The sequence below is a fragment of the Streptomyces sp. 8N616 genome (assembly GCF_052246385.1).
In the GTDB taxonomy this organism is placed as follows: domain Bacteria; phylum Actinomycetota; class Actinomycetes; order Streptomycetales; family Streptomycetaceae; genus Streptomyces.
On record NZ_JBQQBY010000051.1, the window covers coordinates 1 to 18,349 of the forward strand.

The window sequence follows — 18,349 nt, forward strand, 5'->3', positions numbered from 1 at the left end:
CTTTGGTCGTGGGGTTTTGTGGGGGCATCCCCCTTACCCCCATCCGCATGCACGAAGCACGCGCTCACACGCGCCTCGCACCCGCCACCGACACTCCGTACGCCGAAGAGCACCCCCGCCCGACACATTGACCGACCGATTCCGTCGCGTAATCAAAAGGCAACAACGGAATCCCTTGTTGGTCGACCCCTCCTCTGTCAGGATCAGCCTTCAATCGAAGCTGGAACTACGCTGGCCTCCGCCGCAGGGGGCGGGCCGGCGGAGGAGAGCGACATGAGCAATCCCTTCCCGGCAGAGGACCTCTTCGCAGTCGGGGCCCAGTACATCGAGGGGCAGTTGCGCCCCGGCACATCGGGGCGCAGGCACGCGGTCGTCGACCCCGCCACGGGCGAGCGGGTCTACGAGTACGAGCTGGCCGGGACCGCCGACGTCGACGCCGCCGTCGGGGCGGCCGCGCGGGCCTTCCCGGAGTGGGCGGGTGCGACACCCGGTGAGCGCTCCGGCGCCCTGCACCGCTTCGCCGCCGTGCTCGCCGAGCGCGCCGAGGACCTCGCCCGTGCCGAGTCGCTCCAGTGCGGCAAGCCCATCAAGCTCACGACCGAGTTCGACGTGCCCGGCTCGGTCGACAACACGGCCTTCTTCGCGGGCGCCGCCCGCCACCTCGAGGGCAGGTCGGCGGGGGAGTACAGCGGCGACCACACCTCGTACATCCGCCGCGAGCCCATCGGCGTCGTCGGTTCCATCGCCCCCTGGAACTACCCGCTCCAGATGGCTGCCTGGAAGGTTCTCCCGGCCATCGCCGCGGGCAACACCATCGTCCTCAAGCCCGCCGAACTCACCCCGCTGACCTCCCTGATGTTCGCCCAGGCCGCCACCGAGGCGGGCATCCCCGACGGGGTCGTCAACATCGTCAGCGGCGCGGGCAAGGACGCGGGCGAGCACCTCGTCGGACACGGCGCGGTCGCCATGACCTCCTTCACCGGCTCCACCGCGGTCGGCAAGCGCGTCGCCGAGATCGCCACCGGCACCGTCAAGCGCCTCCACCTCGAGCTCGGCGGCAAGGCGCCCTTCGTCGTCTTCGACGACGCCGACCTCGAGGCCGCCGTGCACGGCGCGGTCGCCGGCGCCCTGATCAACACCGGCCAGGACTGCACCGCCGCCACGCGCGCGTACGTCCAGCGGCCCCTCTACGACGCCTTCGTCTCCGGGGTCGCCGACCTGATGGCCACCGTCCGGCTCGGCGACCCCGCCGACCCGGCGACCGACCTCGGACCGCTCATCTCGCACGTCCAGCGCGATCGCGTCGCGGGCTTCGTCGACCGGGCCCGCTCCTACGCCACCGTCGTCACCGGCGGCGAGGCACCGCAGGGCGAGCTCGCCCAGGGCGCGTACTACCGCCCGACCCTGGTCACCGGCGCGGCCCAGGACAGCGAGATCGTCCAGTCCGAGATCTTCGGCCCGGTCCTGGTCGTGCTGCCCTTCGACAGCGACGACGAAGGTCTGGCGCTCGCCAACGACACCCCGTACGGGCTCGCCGCCTCGGCCTGGAGCCGCGACGTGTACCGCACCGGGCGGGCGACCCGAGAGATCAAGGCCGGCTGCGTGTGGGTCAACGACCACATCCCGATCATCAGCGAGATGCCGCACGGCGGATACCAGGCCTCCGGCTTCGGCAAGGACATGTCGGCGTACTCCTTCGACGAGTACACGCAGGTCAAGCATGTGATGTACGACAACACGGCGGTGGTCAGGAAGGACTGGCACCGCACCGTCTTCGGCGACCGCTGACCGGCGCCCCTCCGCCGGCCCACCGGCGCTCCCGCCACCCGACCGGCACCCTCACCGCTGACCGACACCCTTGAAAGGGCACAGCGCAATGGAGCAGTACGAGCCAGAGACCCTGTCCGCGCCGCAGCTCGCCGCCATCCGGCGCAGCATGACCAGCGGTCGCGGCGCCCTCAGCCGCCGGTCGCTGCTGCACGCCGCCGGCGGCGGGGCGCTGGCCCTCGGCGGGGCCGCGGCGCTCAGCGCCTGCGGCATTCCGCCCGCGACCCGGGCAGGGGGGACCGGGAAGTCCGATGACTACTCCGACAAGGAGAAGAAGCTCAACTTCTCCAACTGGACGGAGTACATCGACGTCAGCGACGACAACAAGCGCCGGCCGTCTCTGGAGGAGTTCGAGCGCCGCACCGGCATCACCGTCAAGTACACCGAGGACATCAACGACAACGTCGAGTTCTTCGGCAAGATCAAGCCACAGCTCGCCGCGGGCCAGGACACCGGGCGCGACCTGATCTGCGTGACCGACTGGCTCGCGGGCCGCATGATCCGGCTCGGCTGGGTGCAGAAGCTCGACCAGTCCAACGTGCCCCACGCCTACGCCAACCTCGCCGAGGGATTCCGCAGCCCCGACTGGGACCCGGTCCGTGCCCACTCCTACGCCTGGACCGGCATCCCCGCGGTCGTCGCGTACAACGAGAAGGCGACCGAGGGCCGCAAGGTCACCTCCGTCACCCAGCTCCTCGAGGACCCCCGGCTGGCGGGCAGGGTCGGCCTGCTGACCGAGATGCGCGACACCATCGGCCTGACGCTCCTCGACATGGACAAGGAGCCCGAGGACTTCCAGGACGACGACTTCGACGCCGCCATCGCCCGCATCCAGAAGGCCGTCGATCGCAAGCAGATCCGCCGCTTCACCGGCAACGATTACGTCGACGACCTCGACAAGGGCGACATCGCGGCCTGTATCGCCTGGGCGGGCGACCTGGTGCAGCTTCAGGCCGACAACCCGGCGATCAAATTCGCCCTCCCGGACGCCGGTTTCATGATGTCCACGGACAACCTGCTGATCCCCAACAAGGCACGGCACAAGAAGAACGCCGAGCGGTTCATCGACTACGTCTACGAGCCCAAGGTCGCCGCGCAGATAGCCGCCTACATCAACTACGTGTGCCCGGTCGACGGCGTCCGCGAGGAGCTGGCGAAGATCGACAAGGATCTCGCCGCCGACCCCCTGATCCTCCCGGACGAGAAGTTCACGGAGAAGGCCCACACCTTCCGCCTCCTCTCCTCGAAGGAAGAGACGGCGTACGAGGAGAAGTTCGCCAAGCTCATCGGCGCCTGACGGCCACCGGTCCCCGCCCGCCCCCGAACCACTGGACTGCCCCCATGACAGAGACCGCCTCGAACAGCAGCAGCGGCGGAGACGTCCGCCTCGCCGGGATCAGCAAGACGTACGGGTCCTTCACCGCCGTCCACCCGCTCGACCTCGCCATACCCGCGGGCTCCTTCTTCGCCCTCCTCGGCGCCTCCGGCTGCGGCAAGACCACGACCCTGCGCATGATCGCGGGCCTGGAGGAGCCCACCACCGGCAGCGTCGAGCTGGCGGGCAAGGACGTCACCGCCCTGCCCGCGTACAAGCGCCCGGTCAACACCGTCTTCCAGAACTACGCGCTCTTCCCGCACCTCGACATCTACGAGAACGTCGCCTTCGGGCTGCGCCGCCGCGGCGTCAAGTCCGTGAAGAAGCAGGTCGAGGAGATGCTGGAGCTGGTCGAGCTCGGGCCCATGGCCCGCCGGAAGCCGCACCAGCTCTCCGGCGGCCAGCAGCAGCGCGTCGCCGTCGCCCGCGCGCTCATCAACCACCCCCAGGTGCTGCTGCTCGACGAGCCGCTGGGCGCCCTCGACCTCAAGCTGCGCCGCCAGATGCAACTCGAGCTGAAGCGGATCCAGACCGAGGTCGGGACCACGTTCGTTCATGTCACCCACGACCAGGAGGAGGCCATGACCATGGCCGACACGGTCGCGGTGATGAAGGCGGGGCGGGTCGAGCAACTCGGCGCCCCCGCCGACCTCTACGAGAATCCGAGCACCACCTTCGTCGCCAACTTCCTCGGCACCTCCAACCTCATCGAGGCCGAGGTCGCCGAGGCGGGCGGCGACGACCTGCTGCTCAGGGCCGGCGACGGCAAGCTCCGGCTGCCCGCCGCCCGGTGTTCCACCCAGACCTGCACCGGCGGGAAGATCCTCGCCGGCGTCCGCCCCGAGAAGGTGTCCCTGGTCCACGCCGACGAGGCCGGGTCCATCGCCGACGGGCGGAACCGGCTCACCGGCCGCATCACGGACGCGAGCTTCATCGGCGTGTCCACGCAGTACGTGGTCCAGAGCCCGGCTGCCGGAGAACTGGCCGTCTACGAGCAGAACATCGAGCGGGACGGACGGCTGGTGCCCGGCGCCGAAGTCGTCCTGCACTGGAACCCCGCCCACACCTTCGGCCTCGACGCTGCCCAGGATGCCGATGCGGGCACCGAGCTGGTCGAGGAGCGCGCATGACAGCCACCCAGGCGGCCGAAGCGCCCCCCGCACCCTCCTCCCCGTCCCCCGGGGAACGGCAGCCCGCCGCCCGCAAGCGCCTGGTCCCCTACTGGCTGCTGCTGCCCGGCATCGTCTGGCTGCTGGTCTTCTTCGTCGCGCCGATGGTCTACCAGGCCTCGACCTCCGTGCAGACCGGCAGCCTGGAGACCGGCTACCAGGTCACCTGGCACTTCGCGACCTACTGGGACGCGCTCACCGAGTACTACCCGCAGTTCTTGAAGTCGGTGCTCTACTCCGGCACCGCTACGCTGCTGTGCCTGCTGGTCGGGTACCCGCTCGCGTACACCATCGCTTTCCGGGCGGGCCGCTGGCGCAACCTGGTGCTGATCCTGGTCATCGCGCCGTTCTTCACCAGCTTCCTGATCCGTACGCTCGCGTGGAAGACGATCCTCGCCGACGGCGGCCCGGTCGTCGGAGCACTCAACACCCTGCACATCCTGGATGTGACCTCCTGGCTCGGCGTCACGGACGGGCACCGGGTGCTGGCCACGCCGCTCGCGGTGATCTGCGGCCTCACCTACAATTTCCTGCCGTTCATGATCCTTCCGCTCTACACCTCGCTGGAGCGAATCGACGGCCGGCTGCACGAGGCCGCCGGTGACCTCTACGCCCGCCCCTTCACGGCATTCCGGAAGGTGACCTTCCCGCTGTCCATGCCGGGCGTCGTCGCGGGCACCCTGCTCACCTTCATCCCGGCGACCGGCGACTACATCAACGCCGAACTGCTGGGCTCCACGGACGAGAAGATGGTCGGCAACGTCATCCAGTCGCAGTTCCTGCGCGTCCTCGACTACCCGACGGCCGCCGCGCTCTCCTTCATCCTCATGGCGGCGATCCTCGCGATGGTCACCGTCTACATCCGCAAGTCCGGGACGGAGGACCTCGTATGAATGCGTCCGCGCGACGGAGTCGCATATTCGGCTGGGGCCGCCGTCACCTCGTGGTGATCGCGGGCGTGCTCACGCTCGCCTCTCTGATCGTGCCGAACGTCATCGTCATGGTCTTCTCCTTCAACAAGCCCAACGGGCGGTTCAACTACGCGTGGCAGCGGTTCTCCACCGACGCCTGGACCGACCCGTGCGGCGTCGCCGACCTCTGCGGCTCGCTCGCGCTGAGCCTGCAGATCGCGTTCTGGGCGACCGTCGGCGCGACCGTGCTCGGCACGATGATCGCCTTCGCGCTCGCCCGCTACCGCTTCCGGGCGCGCGGCGCCGTCAACAGCCTGATCTTCCTGCCGATGGCCATGCCCGAGGTCGTCATGGCGGCTTCGCTGGGCACGCTCTTCCTCAACCTGGGCGCGGAGTTCGGCTTCTGGACGATCCTCATCGCCCACATCATGTTCTGCCTCAGCTTCGTCGTCACGGCGGTCAAGGCCAGGGTGATGAGCATGGACCCGCGGCTCGAACAGGCCGCGCAGGACCTCTACGCGGGCCCCGTGCAGACCTTCCTCCGGGTCACCCTGCCGATCGCCGCGCCCGGCATCGCCGCGGGAGCGCTGCTCGCCTTCGCGCTCTCCTTCGACGACTTCATCATCACCAACTTCAACGCGGGCTCGACGGTCACCTTCCCCATGTTCGTATGGGGTTCGGCGCAGCGCGGCACGCCCGTCCAGATCAATGTCATCGGCACGGCGATGTTCGCGGTCGCCGTCCTGTGCGTACTCGCCGGGCAGCTGCTCGGCGGCCGCCGCAAGAGGAGCTGAGAATCATGGCCACCGGAGCCATGCACCTCTCTTCCGGGGGCAACACCCCCGGACCCCCTGCCGCATCATCACTGGCCGACGCCCAGCCCGTCCCGTACTGGCTGGACGACCCTGCCAAACCACGCGCCCGGCCCGCCCTCGTCGGCGACGAGCAGTGCGACCTGCTCGTCGTCGGCGGCGGGTACTCGGGACTGTGGACCGCGCTCCTCGCCAAGGAGCGCGACCCCGGCCGGGACGTCGTCCTCATCGAGGCGAAGGAGGCCGGGTGGGCGGCCTCCGGCCGCAACGGCGGCTTCTGCGCGGCCTCCCTCACCCACGGTTTCGCCAACGGCCTGGCCCGCTGGCCCGGGGAACTGCCGAAGCTGGAGGCGCTCGGCCACCGCAACCTGGACGCGATCGAGTCCGCCGTCGCCCGTTACGGCATCGACTGCGCCTACGAGCGCACCGGCGAGATCGACCTCGCCACCGAGCCGTATCAGGTCGCCGAGGTGCGCGAGAGCTCCGAGAAGGCGGCCGGGCTGGGCATCGAGCTCACCTTCCTGGACCGCGACGCCGTCCGGGCCGAGGTCGATTCACCGACCTTCCTGGCCGGCGTCTGGGACCGGACTGGTGTGGCGATGCTCAACCCAGCCCGCCTCGCCTGGGGCCTCAAGCGCGCCTGCCTCGAGCTCGGCGTACGCCTCTACGAGCACACGCCCGCCACCGAACTCGCCCCGCACGGCGCGGGCATGGGCGTCCGCACCCCGTACGGCAGGGTGCGCGCCCGCCAGGTGGCGCTCGGCACCAACGCCTTCCCGTCCCTGGTGCGCCGCGTGCGCCCGTACGTGGTGCCCGTCTACGACTACGCGCTGATGACCGAGCCGCTGGGCGACGAGCAGCTGGCCTCGATCGGCTGGCGGAACCGCCAGGGGCTGAGCGACAGCGCCAACCACTTCCACTACTTCCGGCTGACGGCCGACAACCGCATCCTGTGGGGCGGCTACGACGTCATCTACCACTACGGCGGCCGGATCGCCGAGGACTACAACCAGCGCCCCGAGACGTATCTCAAGCTCGCCGGCCATTTCTTCCGCTGCTTCCCGCAGCTGGAGGGCGTGCGCTTCACGCACACCTGGGGCGGGGTCATCGACACCTGCTCCCGCTTCTCACCGTTCTTCGGCACGGCCCACCGCGGCCGCGTCGCGTACGCCGTCGGCTATACGGGCCTGGGCGTTGGCGCCACCCGCTTCGGCGCGGACGTGATGCTCGATCTGCTGAGCGGCGAGCGCACCGAGCGCACGGAGACGGACATGGTCCGTACGAAGCCGCTGCCCTTCCCGCCCGAGCCGGTGCGCTGGGCGGGCATCGGCATCACCCAGTGGTCGCTGGCCCGCGCGGATGCGGGGGGCGGGCGGCGCAACCTCTGGCTCAGAGCGATGGACCGGATCGGCCTCGGCTTCGACGCGTAGGCGGCCGGGGGGCCGGCCCGCGAACCGGGCTGCCGACCGGGCCGGCCAGGGCGCAGAGCAGTGCACCGAAGAGGAGCCAGCTGGCCACGACGTCCAGGGGCCAGTGATAGGCGCGGAGCACCAGGCCGGTGCCCACCGCGAGATTGAGCAGGACGGTCGCGGCCGCGAGCAGGCGCCGGGCGAGGGCCCGGCGCAGCGCGGGCGTCAGCAGCAGCGCCGCCGTGCCGTACGCGACGGCGGCCGTCGCCGCGTGGCCCGAGGGGTACCAGCCGTAGTCCTCCGCGGGACCGAGCGGACCGGGACGGCCGATCCAGATCTTGAGCGGGACGACGATCGCCGGGACGGCCGCCATGGCGAGCGTGGCGAGCAGGGACGGCAGCCACCAGCGCCGTACGCCGTCGCGGCCACCGCGCACGCCCCGCCACAGTGAGAAGCAGACAGCTGCCCCCAGCACCGGCAGTGCGACCTGCGTGTTGCCCAGGTCGGCGGCGCGCTCGGCGGCGAGGACCCAGTCGCCGGGGCGGAAGACGCTCCGGCCCGCCCGCTCGTCCAGCGCGCGCAGCGGACCCCCCGTCACCACCTGCCAGGTGAGGAGTCCGAAGAGCGCCGCGCACAGCGCGGAAACGACGACGCGGACAAGCGGCACCGGGAAACGCGACCGCCCCGGAACAGGGGGGAGAGTTCCAGGGCGGTCATCACGACCGGTGTGCCGCGCGCCCCGGGGGGTATGGGGCGGGCGGCCGTCCGACCGGTGAGGAGTTCCGGAGCCGGAAGCCCCGGTGGTGTGCGCGAGGGCACGGCCGGGCCGGGGCTGGGGATGCGCCGACTCGACATCGCCCGCAGTCCCCTGCGAGCGGGGTGTTTCTCTCATCTGCAGGAACGGTACGCCAGGCGGGGCGGGCCCGACAGACGGATCGCCCGTCCGCCATCGGCCCCCCACACATTCTTCACGCCGCCTCACAGACGGCCCAGTGGATCACTCCGGGCCCGCGCCGGATCACAGCCCGGCGAGTGCGCCCTCGAGGATGTCCAGGCCCTCGTTCAGCAGGTCCTCGCCGATGACCAGCGGCGGCAGGAAGCGCAGCACGTTCCCGTACGTACCGCAGGTGAGGACCAGCAGGCCCTCCTGGTGGCAGGCCTTCGCCAGCGCCGCCGTCGCCTCCGGGTTCGGGTCCTTCGAGCCGGACTTCACCAGCTCGATCGCGATCATCGCGCCACGCCCGCGGACGTCACCGATGCTGAATCGATCGTTGTGGGCGTACTTCTCCTGCATCGCGGACAGGCGGCCCTTCATGACCTCCTCGATGCGCTTGGCCTTCGCGTTGAGGTCCAGCTCGCGCATCGTCTCGATGGCGCCGAGCGCGGCGGCGCAGGCCACCGGGTTGCCGCCGTAGGTGCCGCCGAGGCCGCCCACGTGCGCCGCGTCCATGATCTCGGCGCGGCCGGTGACGGCGGCGAGCGGCAGGCCGCCCGCGATGCCCTTGGCGGTGGTGATCAGGTCCGGGACGACCCCCTCGTCCTCGCAGGCGAACCACTGGCCGGTGCGGCAGAAGCCGGACTGGATCTCGTCCGCGACGAAGACGATGCCGTTGTCGCTCGCGAACTTCGCGAGCGCCGGGAGGAAGCCCTTCGCGGGCTCGATGAAGCCGCCCTCGCCGAGCACCGGCTCGATCACGATCGCCGCGACGTTCTCGGCGCCGATCTGCTTGGAGATCATGTCGATGGCCTGGGCCGAGGCCTCCTGGGCGCAGTTCTCCGGGCCGGTCAGCCAGCGGTACGGGTACGCCAGCGGCACGCGGTAGACCTCGGGCGCGAACGGGCCGAAGGAGTGCTTGTACGGCATGTTCTTGGCGGTCAGCGCCATCGTGAGGTTCGTCCGGCCGTGGTAGCCGTGGTCGAACACGACGACCGCCTGGCGCCTGGTGTACGCGCGGGCGATCTTCACCGCGTTCTCCACCGCCTCCGCGCCGGAGTTGAACAGCGCGGACTTCTTCGCGTGGTCGCCCGGCGTGAGCCTGGCCAGCTCCTCGCAGACCTCCACGTAGCCCTCGTACGGGGCCACCATGAAACAGGTGTGGGTGAAGTCGGCGAGCTGGGCGGACGCGCGGCGTACGACGGCCTCGGCGGAGTTGCCGACCGAGGTCACGGCGATGCCGGAGCCGAAGTCGATGAGGGAGTTGCCGTCCACGTCCTCGAGGACGCCGCCGCCCGCGCGCGCGGCGAAGACCGGCAGCACGGACCCGACACCGCCGGCGACCGCGGCGCTCCTGCGAGCCTGCAGCTCCTGGGACTTCGGCCCGGGGATCGCGGTGACGACGCGGCGCTCCTGCGGGAGCGAGGGGCCTCCGGCGGTTGCGGTCATGAGGATCTCCTGTGGTCCGTGCGGATGAATGGGGCGTTACGTGGCCCGATGTGGTCCTACCCACGCAGGCTAGGCCCGCGGCAGGCCCATGGGCATGCTCCGATAGGTAGCGCTGGGCGTGTCACGTTGTCCGCGGCGGACATAGGCAGGGCGCGGTGGGGGATGGCGGCCGGGGCGGGCGGACCGGTGAACTCCCCTGACGGGGGCACTAGATTGAGCGGGGCATTGGCGAGGACCGGGCGGCCAGGGGGCAGCGGAGCAGATGGACACCGAGGGCACGTACGACCCGCGCGGCACGCGCTCCGACCCGCATGTGCCGCGGCCCGCCGGGCCGCCGCGCGCCGAAGGTGTCCCGCCGCGCCCCGACGCGCCGCCGACGGTTCCGGCCGGGCAGCAGGGCCGGGACTTCCTCGCGTGGCTGCGCACCCCGCGGGCCGAGGCCGCGCCCGGCATCTGGGCGTACGGGCACCGGCCCAGGCCGCCCGAGGAGCCGGACCGCATCCCCGGGCGCCAGCTGATCAGCGGCGCGCTGATCGCGTTCCTCTGCGGCTGGCTGGTGTGGTCGCTGCTCTGGAACAGATACCTCGAGGGATGGTGGATCTTCGTCGACGACTGGTGGCTGCTGCCGCTCCTGCTGGTCGTGCCCGACACCTGGCGGAACACCGGGAGCGACTACTACGAGCTGTTCGTCGCGGCGACCTACCTCTACGACGCGCTCGTCCTGAGCCTGATCGCCGTGGGCTTCGGGCGAGTCGGCAACTGGCGGGCGGTCTGGCGGCGGTTCGGCATCCCGCTGTGGCCGCTGTTCGTGCTGCTCCCCGGCGTATGGCGTGAGATGCCGCGCAGCACGTGGTGGCTGGAGTGGGCCTCGAACCTCTACTACGTCCTCCTCGTGGCCGCTGTCGTCACGGTCGTCGGGCGGGCCGGCACCTGGCCGGGGCTCTGGCGACGGCGGACAGGACCGGCGCAGGCTCCGGCGCCGGGCGCCGACCCCGCCGAGTGGCCCGAGCTGCGGGCCGCGGGCGCCTCCGCAGTGGCGGACAAGCTCGCGGACGAGGCCAGGGCCGGCCGGATGAACGACGTCGATCATGCCCGTATCGGCCGCGCCTGGCAGTCCGTGCGGGCCCAGCCTTCGCGCCTCGCCGCCTTCACCGACACCGTGCAGCGCCATGGCGCCGCCGCCTGCGCGCACCCCTCCGGCGCGCGCGACCTGGCCGTCCGCATCGGCCGCCACGACCTGCGGGTGCGCCAGGTGCGCATCGGCGACGCGGCCGACGACCAGCGCAATCCGTACCAGCACCGGGGCGCGGGATGCGCGCTCGACCCCGGGCTGCTGGGCACCTCGCTCCTCGCGGTCGGGCCGCCCGGCTCGGGGAAAACCGCTCACCTCGTCCGGCCCGTCCTGGAGTCGCTGTGCCTGCAGGCCCTGGCAGGGCAGGCCGCGGTCGTCGCCGTCGGGGCTGCGGGGGCCGGGCTCGCGCCCGACGACGCGTTCGACGTCGTGATCCGGCTCGGCAGGCCGGACTCTGCCTACGACCTGGACCTCTACGGCGGCACCACGGACCCCGACGCGGCCGCAGGCATGCTCGCGGAAGCCCTGATCGGCGACCTGGCCGCCACGCTGCCCGGCGGGGACAGCCGCAGGGCCGCCACCGCGCTCGGCCAGCTCCTCGGTCCGTACCGGGCCGTCCACGGACGCTTCCCGTCCGTACCGGAGCTGCGCGAGCTGCTGGACGGCTCGTCCGCCGCGCTCGGTGCGCTCCGGGCCGCGCTCGAGGAGTCGGGCGACGCTACGCAGCTGCGCGAACTCGACGCGCGCGAACGGCAGTCGGGGCGCGCGGGCGACGTCGGGGCGCTGCTCGCCGACAGGATCGCGCTCCTCGACCGGCCCGCCTTCGCGGACTTCTTCGACCCCACGGCTGGCACGGACGCCGCGGGTGCCACAGGTGCGAGCCGCCCCTTCTCGCTGCGCGCCCTCGAACACCCGCTGCGGGTCCGTATCGACCTGCCCGAGCGCGGTCACGCGGAGGCCTCGCGGCTGCTGGCGCGCCTCGTGCTCGCCCAGTTCACCGAGTGCGCCACGGCCCGTACGGACCGCTCGCTCTTCGCCTGCCTCCTGCTCGACGACGCCACGCACACCGTCACCGCGGAAGCGCTGCGCGGTATCCAGCGGCTGCGCTCCGCCAACGCGGGGGCGGTGCTGACGCTCCGGACGCTCGAGGACGTTCCGGAGGCTCTGCGTACGCCGCTGCTCGGTGCCGTCGGCTGCCGTATGGCCTTCGCGGGCGTGACGACGTGGGACGGCGCCCGGTTCGCGGAGGTGTGGGGCAAGGACTGGGTGGAGACCCGGGATGTCACCAACCGGCAGATCATCGCGGACGAGCCGCTCACACGCGTGGTGCACGCCGTGCGCAGGCTCGTCACGGGCCGCGCCGTAACAGCCGAGTCGGTGACCGTACGGACCGTGGAGCGGGAGCGCTGGACCGCTTCCGAGCTGGCCCACTCCGTCCCCGCCGGGCACGCGGTGATCTCGCTGACCACGGTCCGCGGCGAGCACGCCCCTCCGGTGCTGGTGGATCTGCGCTCCTGACCAGCACGGATGCCCGGGATTCGTCCGCTGAGGCAGAATTGGGCCATGCCGTTCATACGGGACGGCGAAGTCCTCGCTTGAAGGTGCCATGCCCCCTACCCTCGCGTCCCTCGTCCAGCACTCCGCGCTCAAGCTCGGCGTCCGCGCGGGCGAGGACCGGCTGGACACCGCCGTCCGCTGGGCGCACCCCAGCGAACTCGACGACCCCGTCCCGTACATGGAGGGCGGCGAACTGCTGCTCACCACCGCCATGAAGCTCGACGCCGAGGACGCGGACGCGATGCGCCGGTACGTACGGCGGCTGGCGGACGCGGGCGTCGTCGGGCTCGGCTTCGCCGTCGGCGTCAACTACGAGGACATCCCGCAGGCGCTGGTCGACGCGGCGGCGGAGGCGGGCTTCCCGCTGCTCGAGGTCCCGCGAAGGACCCCCTTCATCGCGATCAGCAAGGCCGTCTCGGCGGCCATAGCCGCCGACCAGTACCGGGCCGTCACGGCGGGCTTCGACGCCCAGCGGGAGCTGACCCGCGCCGCGCTGAGCGCCGAGGGCCCCACCGCGCTCCTGGACCGGCTGGCCGCGCACGTCGACGGGTGGGCGGCGCTCTACGACGCGTCCGGAGCGGTGGTCGCGGCGGCGCCCGAGTGGGCGGCCCGCCGCGCGGCCCGGCTCGCCGCCGACGTGGCCCGGCTGCGCGAACGGCCCGCCCCGGCGAGCGCGGTCGCGGGCGCGGCCGACGACCGCGAGGACCGGGTCGAGCTGCAGTCCCTGGGCACCGGCCGCCGGGCCCGTGGCGTCCTCGCCGTCGGCACCGGCGCCCCGCTGGGCACCGCCGAGCGCTACGCCGTGCACTCCGCGATCGCCCTGCTCACGCTGACCACGGAACGCTCGCGCTCGCTGCACGAGGCGGAACAGCGGCTCGGCGCGGCGGTGCTGCGGATGCTGCTGGCGGGCGAGCCGGACCACGCGCGGGCGGTGGCGGGCGGGCTGTACGGCGGGCTGCTGGACGCACCCTTCCGCGTACTCGTCGCCGAGACGGCGCCGGGCGCCGCTGCGGACGAGGCCGCGGCGGGGGGCGGGGCGGCCGACCCGCTCGGCGCCCTCGCCGACGCCCTGGAAGCGGCCGCGGCCCGCGGCGGCGAGTCGGTCCTGGCCGTACCCGACGGCGACCGCCTGATCGTCCTGGCCCCCGACGGCGGGGCAGCGGTCGCCGCCTGCACGGAGTACGCGGAGGCGCTGGAGGAGCGGCGCGGTGCGGCGGCCGGGCGGCACGAGCCGGCAGCGGGCGCGGACGGGGGCGCGGAGCCGCTCGTCGGCCTCTCCGCCCCGGCGGGCCCGGCCGCCGCCGCGAGCGCCTACCGCCAGGCGCGACAGGCCCTCTCCGTCGCCCGCCGCCGCGGCCGCGCCCTCGTCGAGCACGAGCAGGTCGCCGCCGGATCCGTTCTCCCGCTCCTCGCCGACGACGCCGTACGGGCCTTCGCGGACGGCATGCTCCGCGCGCTGTACGAGCACGACGCGACGGGCCGCGGCGACCTGGTCGCCTCCCTGCGCGCCTGGCTCTCCCGTCACGGCCAGTGGGACGCGGCCGCCGCGGACCTCGGCGTCCACCGCCACACGCTGCGCTACCGCATGCGCCGCGTCGAGGAGATCCTCGGCCGCTCCCTGGACGACCCGGACGTCCGCATGGAACTCTGGCTGGCCCTCAAAGCCACGGACTAGACCGGACTGGACCCCCGTTGTGGGCATTCGTTCCGCTGGGGCGATGGGGGTGCCCCCATGCCGTCCAGGCTATGGGGGAGGGTGGGCACAACGGCCCGCACCCGGCAGAACCCCGCTGCAACGGCTGCCGCCCGGTTGCGCCGGGTTCTGCACGCCGGGCTCCGCCGCGGTGGTTTGCCGCCGTTGCGGCGGAAGATTTTCGCTGCTGCGGAAGGATTGCCGGTGCGGTTGGCGGAGACGCCGCACTCTTCGGCGCCGGCTTCTGCACGGCCGACCCGGCCGCCGTGGTCGCTCGCCGCCGCAGCGGGAGGTTTTCTGCTGCGGCAGGAGGAATTTCCGCCGCGGCGGAAAGATTGCCACCGCGGCCAGTGGAGATGCCGCACCACTCCACCCCGGACAAACGAAATCCCCCGCCCCCGCCCCTACCGTGGTGGCAGAGACGAACCCCACCACTTCGGAAGGGCCGGGATCCGCTGTGACCACACATCACGCCTTCTGGCTCGCCGGCCGCGAGGCGACCGGCGACGACACGTTCGACGTCACCTCCCCCTGGGACGGCAGCCTCGTCGGCACCGTCAGCGTTCCCACCGAGGCCCAGGTCGAGGAGGCCGTGGCCGCCGCGGACGCCGTCCGCGACGAGTTCGCCGCGACGCCCGCCCACGTACGGGCCGCCGCCCTCGACCACGTCTCGCGCCGCCTCGTCGAGCGCACCGAGGAGATCGCCCGGCTCATCTCGGCCGAGAACGGCAAGCCCCTCAAGTGGGCGCGCGGCGAACTCGGCCGCGCCGTCTCCGTCTTCCGCTTCGCGGCCGAGGAGGCCCGCCGCTTCAACGGCGGTGACGCGCAGCGCCTGGACACCGACGCCGGCGGCGTCGGGCGGCTCGCCTTCACCCGCCGCTTCCCGCGCGGCACCGTGCTCGGCATCGCGCCGTTCAACTTCCCGCTCAACCTCTGTGCCCACAAGCTCGCCCCGGCGATCGCGGTCGGCGCGCCGATCATCCTCAAGCCCGCCCCCGCAACCCCGCTGTCCGGCCTGATCCTCGGCGAGCTGCTCGACGAGACCGACCTGCCGGCCGGTGCCTGGAGCATCCTTCCGGTTCCCAACGACCGTATGCCCGCCCTCGTCCAGGACGAGCGGCTGCCGGTCATCTCCTTCACCGGCTCCGACAAGGTCGGCTACGCGATCATGGAGTCGGTGCCGCGCAAGCACTGCACGCTGGAGCTCGGCGGCAACGGCGCGGCGGTCGTCCTGCCCGACTTCTCCTCCGAGGCCGACCTCGACTGGGCCGCGACCCGCATCGCGACCTTCTCCAACTACCAGGGCGGCCAGTCCTGCATCTCCGTGCAGCGGGTCGTCGCGGACGCCTCGGTCTACGACCGTCTCGTCCCCAAGGTGGTCGCAGCCGTCGAGGCGCAGGTCACCGGCGACCCGTCGGACGGCGCGACCGACGTCGGCCCGCTGGTCAGCGAGGACGCGGCCAGGCGCGTCGAGTCCTGGGTCGACGAGGCCGTGCAGGCGGGCGCGCAGCTGCTCACCGGCGGCAAGCGGGACGGCGCCTCGTACGCCCCGACCGTGCTCGCCGACGTCCCGGCCGATGTCACGATCGCCTGTGAGGAGGTTTTCGGCCCGGTTCTGACACTGCAGAAGGTGGACGGCGAGGCCGCGGCCTTCGCGGCGGTCAACGACTCCAAATACGGCCTCCAGGCTGGCGTTTTCACGCACGACCTGCAGACCGCCTTCCGCGCCCACCGCGCGCTCGAGGTCGGCGGCGTCATCATCGGGGACGTCCCGTCCTACCGCGCGGACCAGATGCCGTACGGCGGCGTCAAGCAGTCCGGTGTGGGCCGCGAGGGCGTGCGGTTCGCGATGGACGACTACACATACGAGCGGGTCATGGTGCTGACGGGCATCGACCTCTGAGACTCCGCCGGGTCTCGGCTGAGTCTTCAGGGCCTCTCAGGAGAACCCGGCTCCCGGCGGCCGGAAAGCGGCGACACGCGACCCGTATCGCGTTACTCCGTTCGTATCCGTCCTGCGAGAGGGCTGGTACACCGTCCGCGGATTGGGTACATACGGTCGAGTAGTACCTACAGGTAGCAAGTCGACCGGTAGAGGTAGAGTCCCCGACTCCGCGGCGAGGTGAGCACCGCCATGACCGCAATATCCACCAGGCCCACGGTCTCCGAGCGTGAAGCGCGGCAGGTCGCCGAGGCGGCCCGCGAGCAGGACTGGCGCAAGCCGAGCTTCGCCAAGGAACTGTTCCTGGGCCGGTTCCGGCTCGATCTGATCCATCCGCACCCCATGCCCGACGCCGAGGGCGTACGGCGCGGCGAGGAGTTCCTCGACAAGCTGCGCGACTTCTGCGAGACGAGGATCGACAGCGCCCGGATCGAGCGCGAGGCCCAGATCCCGGACGAGGTCATCAACGGCCTCAAGGAGCTCGGCGCCCTGGGCATGAAGATCGACACGAAGTACGGCGGCCTCGGCCTCACGCAGGTGTACTACAACCGGGCCCTGGCCCTGGTCGGCTCCGCCAGCCCCGCCATCGGCGCCCTGCTCTCCGCCCACCAGTCCATCGGCGTGCCCCAGCCCCTGAAGCTCTTCGGGACCCAGGAGCAGAAGGAGACCTTCCTGCCGCGGTGCGCCCGTACGGACATCACGGCCTTCCTGCTCACCGAGCCCGACGTCGGCTCCGACCCGGCCCGGCTCGCCACCACCGCCGTACCCGACGGGGACGACTACATCCTCGACGGCGTCAAGCTCTGGACCACCAACGGCGTGGTCGCCGACCTCCTCGTCGTCATGGCCCGCGTACCGAAGTCGGACGGGCACAAGGGCGGGATCACCGCCTTCGTCGTCGAGGCGGCCTCCGAGGGCATCACCGTCGAGAACCGCAACGCCTTCATGGGCCTGCGCGGCATCGAGAACGGCGTCACGCGCTTCCACCGGGTCCGGGTGCCGGCCGCCAACCGCATCGGCCCCGAGGGCGCGGGCCTCAAGATCGCCCTCACCACGCTCAACACCGGCCGCCTGTCCCTCCCCGCCATGTGCGTCGGCGCCGGCAAGTGGTGCCTGAAGATCGCCCGCGAGTGGTCCGGCGTCCGCGAGCAGTGGGGTAAGCCGGTCGCCAGCCACGAGGCCGTCGGTTCGAAGATCTCCTTCATCGCCGCCACCACCTTCGCCCTGGAGGCCGTGGTGGACCTCTCCAGCCAGATGGCCGACGAGGACCGCAACGACATCCGTATCGAGGCGGCGCTGGCCAAGCTGTACGGCTCCGAGATGGGCTGCGTGATGGCCGACGAGCTGGTGCAGATCCGCGGCGGGCGGGGCTTCGAGACGGCCGCATCCCTCGCCGCTCGCGGCGAGCGCGCGGTGCCCGCCGAGCAGATGCTGCGCGACCTGCGCATCAACCGCATCTTCGAGGGCTCGACCGAGATCATGCACCTGCTGATCGCCCGCGAGGCCGTCGACGCCCACCTCTCGGTCGCGGGCGACCTCATCGATCCCGAGAAGTCCTTCTCCGACAAGGCGAAGGCGGGCGCCAGGGCCGGCGGCTTCTACGCCCGCTGGCTGCCCAAGCTCGTCGCGGGACCCGGACAACTCCCCCGCACATACGGCGAGTTCCACCGCTCCGGGCACCCGGACCTGTCCGCCCACCTGCGCTTCGTCGAGCGCTCCTCGCGCAAGCTCGCCCGCTCCACCTTCTACGCCATGTCCCGCTGGCAGGGCCGGATGGAGACCAAGCAGGGCTTCCTCGGCCGGATCGTCGACATCGGCGCGGAGCTCTTCGCGATGAGCGCGGCGTGCGTACGGGCCGAGCACCTGCGGTCGACCGGCGAGCACGGCCACGAGGCGTACCAGCTGGCCGACGCTTTCTGCCGGCAGTCCCGGGTCCGCGTGGGCGAGCTCTTCGGGCGGCTGTGGAGCAACACCGACGAGCTCGACCGCAAGGTCGTCAAAGGCATCCTCGGCGGCGCGTACACCTGGCTGGAGGACGGCATCGTGGATCCCAGCGGCGACGGCCCCTGGATCGCCGACGCCTCTCCGGGCCCGGCCCAGAAGGACAACGTTCACCGCCCCATCCGCTGACCGCCCGGCCTTCGCACGGCCGTCCGCCAGGGCACTCCCGCCCGCGCCGCGGCGCCCCCGACGGGGGCG

General features: G+C 72.0%; 12 protein-coding genes. 10 read left to right on the forward strand and 2 right to left on the reverse strand.

The window, feature by feature from the left end; translation table 11 throughout:
- Nucleotides 1–273: 273 nt before the first annotated feature.
- The 6 genes from ACTWQC_RS32550 (at nucleotide 274) to ACTWQC_RS32575 (ending at nucleotide 7,524) form a co-directional block, all read left to right on the forward strand.
- A complete protein-coding gene (locus ACTWQC_RS32550) occupies nucleotides 274–1,788 on the forward strand; it encodes a gamma-aminobutyraldehyde dehydrogenase (protein ID WP_443319457.1) in 1,515 nt (504 codons plus the stop codon).
- A gap of 88 nt (nucleotides 1,789–1,876) precedes the next feature.
- Nucleotides 1,877–3,124, forward strand: a complete 1,248-nt coding sequence (locus ACTWQC_RS32555; RefSeq protein ID WP_443319458.1) for a polyamine ABC transporter substrate-binding protein — start codon at nucleotides 1,877–1,879, stop codon at nucleotides 3,122–3,124.
- Between the two features lie 44 nt (nucleotides 3,125–3,168).
- Complete coding sequence (locus ACTWQC_RS32560; RefSeq protein WP_443319459.1) at nucleotides 3,169–4,332, forward strand: ABC transporter ATP-binding protein; 1,164 nt, start codon at nucleotides 3,169–3,171, stop codon at nucleotides 4,330–4,332.
- Nucleotides 4,329–5,264 (forward strand): ABC transporter permease, encoded by a 936-nt coding sequence (locus ACTWQC_RS32565; RefSeq protein WP_443319460.1) that lies wholly within the window; start codon nucleotides 4,329–4,331, stop codon nucleotides 5,262–5,264. The genes ACTWQC_RS32560 and ACTWQC_RS32565 overlap by 4 nt, the downstream gene beginning before the upstream one ends.
- Nucleotides 5,261–6,076: an ABC transporter permease gene (locus tag ACTWQC_RS32570; protein ID WP_443319461.1), complete on the forward strand. Its 816-nt coding sequence runs from the start codon at nucleotides 5,261–5,263 to the stop codon at nucleotides 6,074–6,076. The genes ACTWQC_RS32565 and ACTWQC_RS32570 overlap by 4 nt, the downstream gene beginning before the upstream one ends.
- 5 nt (nucleotides 6,077–6,081) lie before the next feature.
- A complete protein-coding gene (locus tag ACTWQC_RS32575) occupies nucleotides 6,082–7,524 on the forward strand; it encodes an NAD(P)/FAD-dependent oxidoreductase (protein ID WP_443319462.1) in 1,443 nt (480 codons plus the stop codon).
- Here the strand turns inward: ACTWQC_RS32575 and ACTWQC_RS32580 are convergent.
- Both ACTWQC_RS32580 and gabT read right to left on the reverse strand, forming a co-directional pair.
- The gene (locus ACTWQC_RS32580) at nucleotides 7,484–8,170 is read right to left on the reverse strand and encodes a phosphatase PAP2 family protein (RefSeq protein WP_443319463.1); all 687 of its coding nucleotides are present in this window, start codon (nucleotides 8,168–8,170) and stop codon (nucleotides 7,484–7,486) included. The genes ACTWQC_RS32575 and ACTWQC_RS32580 overlap by 41 nt on opposite strands.
- A gap of 351 nt (nucleotides 8,171–8,521) precedes the next feature.
- Nucleotides 8,522–9,886 carry a 4-aminobutyrate--2-oxoglutarate transaminase gene (gabT, locus tag ACTWQC_RS32585; RefSeq protein WP_443319464.1) on the reverse strand — a complete coding sequence of 455 codons (1,365 nt, stop codon included), beginning with the start codon at nucleotides 9,884–9,886 and terminating at the stop codon, nucleotides 8,522–8,524.
- Between the two features lie 262 nt (nucleotides 9,887–10,148).
- Here gabT and ACTWQC_RS32590 point away from each other — a divergent pair, with 262 nt between their 5' ends.
- The 4 genes from ACTWQC_RS32590 to ACTWQC_RS32605 all read left to right on the forward strand — a co-directional run bounded on the left by ACTWQC_RS32590 (nucleotide 10,149) and on the right by ACTWQC_RS32605 (nucleotide 18,280).
- Nucleotides 10,149–12,476, forward strand: a complete 2,328-nt coding sequence (locus ACTWQC_RS32590; RefSeq protein ID WP_443319465.1) for an ATP/GTP-binding protein — start codon at nucleotides 10,149–10,151, stop codon at nucleotides 12,474–12,476.
- A gap of 88 nt (nucleotides 12,477–12,564) precedes the next feature.
- Nucleotides 12,565–14,190 carry a PucR family transcriptional regulator gene (locus tag ACTWQC_RS32595; protein ID WP_443319466.1) on the forward strand — a complete coding sequence of 542 codons (1,626 nt, stop codon included), beginning with the start codon at nucleotides 12,565–12,567 and terminating at the stop codon, nucleotides 14,188–14,190.
- Between the two features lie 475 nt (nucleotides 14,191–14,665).
- On the forward strand, nucleotides 14,666–16,111 hold the full coding sequence (locus tag ACTWQC_RS32600) for an aldehyde dehydrogenase family protein (protein WP_443319467.1): 1,446 nt from the start codon (nucleotides 14,666–14,668) through the stop codon (nucleotides 16,109–16,111).
- 231 nt (nucleotides 16,112–16,342) lie between these two features.
- The gene (locus tag ACTWQC_RS32605; RefSeq protein WP_443319468.1) at nucleotides 16,343–18,280 is read left to right on the forward strand and encodes an acyl-CoA dehydrogenase family protein; all 1,938 of its coding nucleotides are present in this window, start codon (nucleotides 16,343–16,345) and stop codon (nucleotides 18,278–18,280) included.
- Nucleotides 18,281–18,349: the final 69 nt, after the last annotated feature.

What these genes read in the sequence shown, in the direction of transcription:
- ACTWQC_RS32555 (WP_443319458.1), top strand. Translation starts at nt 1,877, where the DNA reads ATGGAGCAGTACGAGCCAGAGACCCTGTCCGCGCCGCAGCTCGCCGCC.
- ACTWQC_RS32550 (WP_443319457.1), top strand. Translation starts at nt 274, where the DNA reads ATGAGCAATCCCTTCCCGGCAGAGGACCTCTTCGCAGTCGGGGCCCAG.
- ACTWQC_RS32560 (WP_443319459.1), top strand. Translation starts at nt 3,169, where the DNA reads ATGACAGAGACCGCCTCGAACAGCAGCAGCGGCGGAGACGTCCGCCTC.
- ACTWQC_RS32595 (WP_443319466.1), top strand. Translation starts at nt 12,565, where the DNA reads ATGCCCCCTACCCTCGCGTCCCTCGTCCAGCACTCCGCGCTCAAGCTC.
- ACTWQC_RS32605 (WP_443319468.1), top strand. Translation starts at nt 16,343, where the DNA reads ATGACCGCAATATCCACCAGGCCCACGGTCTCCGAGCGTGAAGCGCGG.
- gabT (WP_443319464.1), bottom strand. Translation starts at nt 9,886, where the DNA reads ATGACCGCAACCGCCGGAGGCCCCTCGCTCCCGCAGGAGCGCCGCGTC.
- ACTWQC_RS32575 (WP_443319462.1), top strand. Translation starts at nt 6,082, where the DNA reads ATGGCCACCGGAGCCATGCACCTCTCTTCCGGGGGCAACACCCCCGGA.
- ACTWQC_RS32565 (WP_443319460.1), top strand. Translation starts at nt 4,329, where the DNA reads ATGACAGCCACCCAGGCGGCCGAAGCGCCCCCCGCACCCTCCTCCCCG.
- ACTWQC_RS32570 (WP_443319461.1), top strand. Translation starts at nt 5,261, where the DNA reads ATGAATGCGTCCGCGCGACGGAGTCGCATATTCGGCTGGGGCCGCCGT.
- ACTWQC_RS32590 (WP_443319465.1), top strand. Translation starts at nt 10,149, where the DNA reads ATGGACACCGAGGGCACGTACGACCCGCGCGGCACGCGCTCCGACCCG.